4 protein-coding genes and 1 pseudogene are annotated in these 4,946 nt (G+C 67.5%); 1 reads left to right on the top strand and 4 read right to left on the bottom strand.

Translation table 11 applies throughout. The features are described from left to right. Positions 1-45: 45 nt before the first annotated feature. Positions 46-552 carry a hypothetical protein gene (locus D7X74_RS39640; protein ID WP_120538126.1) on the bottom strand — a complete coding sequence of 169 codons (507 nt, stop codon included), beginning with the start codon at positions 550-552 and terminating at the stop codon, positions 46-48. 349 nt (positions 553-901) lie between these two features. Here D7X74_RS39640 and D7X74_RS39635 point away from each other — a divergent pair, with 349 nt between their 5' ends. Beyond that, entirely contained in the window at positions 902-1,285 is a 384-nt protein-coding gene (locus D7X74_RS39635) for a hypothetical protein (RefSeq protein ID WP_120538125.1), read from the top strand. On the opposite strand, the gene D7X74_RS39630 is transcribed toward D7X74_RS39635, so the two are convergent. The 3 genes and pseudogenes from D7X74_RS39630 to D7X74_RS39615 all read right to left on the bottom strand — a co-directional run. After that, complete coding sequence (locus D7X74_RS39630) at positions 1,282-2,409, bottom strand: DNA replication/repair protein RecF (protein ID WP_120538124.1); 1,128 nt, start codon at positions 2,407-2,409, stop codon at positions 1,282-1,284. The genes D7X74_RS39635 and D7X74_RS39630 overlap by 4 nt on opposite strands. 404 nt (positions 2,410-2,813) lie before the next feature. Further along, complete coding sequence (locus D7X74_RS39620; RefSeq protein ID WP_233602453.1) at positions 2,814-4,256, bottom strand: hypothetical protein; 1,443 nt, start codon at positions 4,254-4,256, stop codon at positions 2,814-2,816. Between the two features lie 133 nt (positions 4,257-4,389). Then, positions 4,390-4,946: pseudogene (locus D7X74_RS39615) on the bottom strand (hypothetical protein); the annotation flags it as partial.

Genomic DNA, 4,946 nt, shown 5'->3' with positions numbered 1-4,946 from the left:
GGGGATGGTGGGCGGCGGCGGTGGCGGCGGCCTGGGCTTCGGCCCTCATCGGAGGCGCTCCGCCTGGAAGCCGGAGACCAGGGTCTCGAAGTCGGCCATGCGCGCGTCGGCCTGGCCCACGGGGGACACGTAGCTGAAGTCGAAGACGCAGTTGTCCTTCTTGAGGACGACCAGCTCCAGCGACACGGGGACGCCGTCGAGCTTGGCGACGTAGCGGCTGCGCAGGGCCTCGCGGCCGTCCAGGGTGAAGGTGCGCTGGCCCAGGTCCTGGCGTTCGGTGAAGCCCATCAGCAGGTGCTTCGTGAGGACGTTGAGGGCCGGGTCGTCGTGGTCCTTGCAGGTGGCGTTGGTGGCGATGACGCGGCCGGTTTCACCGCGCTCCACGAAGGCCAGGTCATTGTCGTCGAACGAGGCGCGTTGCCAGACGTCGTTGGACAGGGTGCCGACGCGATACTTCACGTCCTTCTTCTGGAGCACCGAGTCCTCGAACGTCGCGCGGTGGCACCCCGCGCACAGGGCAGACAGCACGAGCGTCAGCAGCATCCGCGACATGGCACCATTCGTTCGTCCCGAGGGCTCCCGGTGGGACGGCGCTCGTCATGGTGCAGGCCCGGCACGTCCGCAAGAACTTCGTCCGGGCAAACGTCGACTACAGCGCCTCCCGCATCCAGCGGGCCCCTGTCGCCCTGGAAGGACTCCTGGCAGGGGACTCACGCGTTCGTGGGGGCACGAAGCAGACACGGCGACGCGGAGGCGTATTCCAGGGAGACGCAGGGTGACGCTCTCCCGCCGTATCCCCGGTCGGACGCAGGGAGCCGGGCCCGTGGGGGAGTGCCTGCGAACAGGGGCAGGACGCATGTTCAGCCGGGAGTCCCCAGGGGATTCTCACGAGGAGGATTCGATGGACGGCGGACTGGCGGTATTTGGATTCGGGCTGTTCCTGCTATCGATTGCCAACCTGTACGCGCGCATTTCGTACTGGCTGGCGTGGCCGCTGTTGCTCGTGTCGATGGTGGCGATGGGCATGGCCTTCAGCGAGTCGAAGCAGCGCGACACGGTGCCGCTGGGCGTGGCCGCGGTGCTGGGGGTGCTGGGCATCGTCGCGCTGGCGACGGGCACGGCGTGGTGGCTGACGCTGGGGGTGTTCCTGTTCGCGGTGGCGTTCGGCCTGCTGTGGGCGGAGTTCCGCTACGAGTACTTCGGGAACGTCACGCGGGAGCAGGTTCCCCATCAGGCGAAGCGCGGGCCCATTCACTGGCCCTGGAACCGACGGCACGTGCGCTAGGCCGCGGGCGCGTCTGTGTTCACCTGGCCTGCGTGAACGGTGAGCCAGAGGGAATCACTGGCGGCGGCGGCCCGGACGAGCCCCGCGTCAGTGGTGGTGAGGAAGACCTGCGCGCCGCTCTGGGCCAGGTAGCCCATGAGGTAGGCATTGCGCTCCGGATCCAGCTCGCTGGAGACGTCATCCAGCAGGAGCAGGGGGAGGAAGCCCATGGCGGATTCCAGGTTTTCGATTTCAGCGATCTTCCAGCCGAGCACCAGGGCGCGCTGCTGGCCCTGGCTCGCGTAGGCGCGGGCGCTGCGTCCCCCGAGCGTCACGGAGACGTCATCCACGTGCGGGCCCACGGAGGTGAAGCCGCGGTCCAGGTCCCGGCGCAGGCGGGAGGCCAGGGCTTCGCGCAGGGCGCCCGCGAGGGCGGCCTCGTCGGCCTGGGCGAAGTCGGCGCCGATGTGCGCGGGGTGGTAGCCGTAGACGGCGGGGTCGGCGGTGCGTCCGATGGAGGCGAAGGTGGCCTGGGCGCGCGGGGCGAGCTCGGCCATCAGCGCGCGGCGGCGGACGTAGAGGCGGGCGCCCGCGCGGGCGAGGGTCTCGTCGTAGGCGTCCAGGTACGCGGCATCGACGGTGGCGCCCTCGCGGAGCAGGCGGTTGCGGTTCTTGAGGGCGCGGGCGTACTCGCGGCTCTCCCGGAGGAAGGCGGGGAAGCGGTTGAACACGGCGCGGTCGAGGAACGCACGGCGCGAGTCGGGGCCGCCCTTGATGACCTCCAGGTCGTCGGGGGTGAAGGCGACGACGGAGACGCCGCCGAAGTAGTCCTCCAGGCTGGAGGCCTTCTTGCCGTCCACGAGGGCCTGGCGGGTGCCGCCGCCGACCTCGACGGAGATCTCGCGCTCGGCGCCCTTGAGGAGGAAGCGGCCGGTGACTCGGGCGGATTGGGAGCCCCAGCGGACGAGCTCGGAGAGGCGGCCGGCGCGCAGGGGCTTGAGGGTGGCGAGGAAGTAGAGCGCCTCCAGGAGGTTGGTCTTCCCCTGCCCGTTCTGCCCCACGGCGATGGTCGCGTGGAGGCTGGGCGTGAGTTGCACGCCTGGGAGGTTGCGGAAGTCCTGGACCTGGAGGGAGAGGAGGCGCACAGCGTCACCGGAAGGGGGGCCCTTCGTACTACAGATGCGGCGGCCGGCCAGTGCCGTGATGCGATGTGCCCCGCTGGTTGGTGGGCGCGGGTGGAGGCGGGCTGCTGGCTCACGGCATCCACTGGCTCCGGGTGGCCTGGATGCGCGGTGCGAGAAACTGCTCCAGTTTCTCATCCGACCAAGTCCCCCCCGGGAAAACGTGCCAGGCCCCCACCGCCGACAAATCTTCCACCGACAACATGAACGCCCGATGAAGCGCTGCGACGATTCGGATGCGGCTGTTGAATGCACCGCTTGGTGGCTGCCTTCTCAGCCACTTCAACATCTCAACCATACCACTTCCGTTAGCAACTCTCTCCCGAAGGCCTCTAACGACAGACTCATCAATATCAATATTCATGCCCTTATCTCTCAAACAAGACCTGAATGAACTCGTATGCACCTGGACGTCCCTTCGTGCTCAGGACCTTCGCCCTCGAGAAGCCATGATCCTTCGCTCGACGCGCCGTCCAGGCCCGCTGGACCGCATCCTCCAAATGAGTGCCCTGGCTCACAAGTCTATTGACCTCACCGAGATTATCTCCGTAGCGCCAGGTGCCACGAATCGCTCGAACCCGCCCACCAAAGTGCGCCATCATTCCACGAAACAATTCAGTCCCGCGTATCGTGCTGCCCGCCGGAGCATCGATCATCAGATCAACAACGCCGTCCTTGTCGATGGTGGCAAAGATGCCGTTTCCTTCGCTTCCCATCCGGGAATATTCGTTGGAAAGGCCCTGTCCGCTCCCTGACAGGGAGTCGCTGCTCTCGTGCCCATGCCGTCCATTCTCTATGGACGAAGACAGGACGTAGAGTCCTCCTACCCCCGACCCGACAGATGAAGCCATCTGCCCCACCGGCACCGCGATTCGCTCCAGCACCAGCGCGCCTTCGGCGGAGAGGGACAGCACCGGCACCATGGACTCAACGCCGCCCATCGCCGCGGTCACCGTTCCTGTCGTGCCCTTGGCGACACCACCGCAGGCATAGAGCGTCGTCACCAGCTTCGCGACAGCCTGTATCTGCTCCCCGCGTGTCATGTACGTGAAGCACTCCAGGTACTCAGGAGAAGCCGCGATGAGCGCGGCGATGCCCTCCGGGAGATGCCGGAGCGAGAGGAGGCTGTCCGTCGGGGCGGAGAAGAACTTCCCGATGGCCATGGCCAATTCAAAGAAGGCCTCCCCGGCTCCGTCCAGGGAACGATTGATGACGTCCGCGTCGTCGTACACCTCGACGACGAACGAACTGAACACCGGCTGGAGGTGCTCGTCCGCCGGTCGGAACACGCCACCGGTATCGAGGTAGAAGCGTCCCAGTTCGAAGCCGAGCGCGCCAAACACGCCATTCTTCCACTGCACCGGGGCCACGCGCTGCTGCGTGCGTCCCGTCATCACCCACGCGAGATACCCATCGGGACGCAACACCACGGCCCGATTGAAGCGAGCCACCCGTCGTAGCAACTCTTCCCTCGACACGGCGCCGCCTTCCAACACCTCACGCAGCAGGAGGCTGGTTGCCATGCGCGGTGGGAAATTTCCCGGTGACACAGGCCTCTTCAGCAACACCGCCAGCAGCCGCGCCGCCTGCCTCGGAGTCAGGGCGGATGCACGCAAGGGCATTTCGTCCCCGGGCTCCAGGCCCGCGAGCACCAGCAGGCGCTCGAATGCGTCTGCCTCCTCGGCGCCGCTACCCACTGCGCGGGCAACGACGTCGGACCGGGCAACGCGGGCTGCTTCCGTGCCTTGGGGTCGCTCGCTCCGGTGGCGCCGCAGTCGCGACGGCGCCTCGGGTGCGAATGTCTGGGACACGTCATCCTGCGTGTTGCGAGGCACGGACGAAGGGCTCCCGCGTGAGCCGTCCCTCAGGATGCGAGCATGCCCGGACAGGGGTCGCACGGAGCTACAGCCCGTGACGAGCAGGACCGCGCTCAACACCCACATTTCAACGCGCATTGTCCACCCCCAATCCGAAGGACGCATAGGCTCCCGGACGCAGCGCCCCGCCCGCGTCCGGGAACAGCAGCGTTCCGCCCTGCCCCAGTGCGTAGACCTTCCCCGCGAAGCGCCAGCGCAGTTCCCCGGACACCAGATAGCGGGCCCCTGCTTGGCCCAGGCCCACCGCGAGCGCACTGACGGCGAGTTCGAGGCTCCGGTCGACAAGCTGCAGGGCGAGCCGCCCATCCGCATCCACGCGTCCCCAGGTGAAGACCTCCACGGCCCCAGAAAGACTCAGGTGTCGCTGCACCAGTCCGCCCAGTCGCTCCGCGTCCCAACCCACATTCGCCTCGGCATAGACAGAGGCGCCATCAGGAAACGAGGCTCTCGCCAATGGCAACTCGGAGTGCCCCGCAGCGCGAAATCGCGCCAGCTCGTAATCCGGCCCAAAGTAGCCCTGACGGAAACCTCCATGCTGTCGCCGCGCCTCCAATCGCAGGCGTGCGTTCAGGGTCAGCGTCTCCGCGTCGGCGCCCACACCCGCCACCGCGCCCCACGCACCGC

The sequence above is a fragment of the Corallococcus sp. CA047B genome, assembly GCF_003612065.1.
Taxonomy (GTDB): domain Bacteria; phylum Myxococcota; class Myxococcia; order Myxococcales; family Myxococcaceae; genus Corallococcus; species Corallococcus praedator.
The sequence above is the reverse complement of the archived record's forward strand: the minus strand, read 5'-3'. Positions and strand labels throughout refer to the sequence as shown.

What these genes read in the sequence shown, in the direction of transcription:
- D7X74_RS39640 (WP_120538126.1), bottom strand. Translation starts at nt 552, where the DNA reads ATGTCGCGGATGCTGCTGACGCTCGTGCTGTCTGCCCTGTGCGCGGGG.
- D7X74_RS39635 (WP_120538125.1), top strand. Translation starts at nt 902, where the DNA reads ATGGACGGCGGACTGGCGGTATTTGGATTCGGGCTGTTCCTGCTATCG.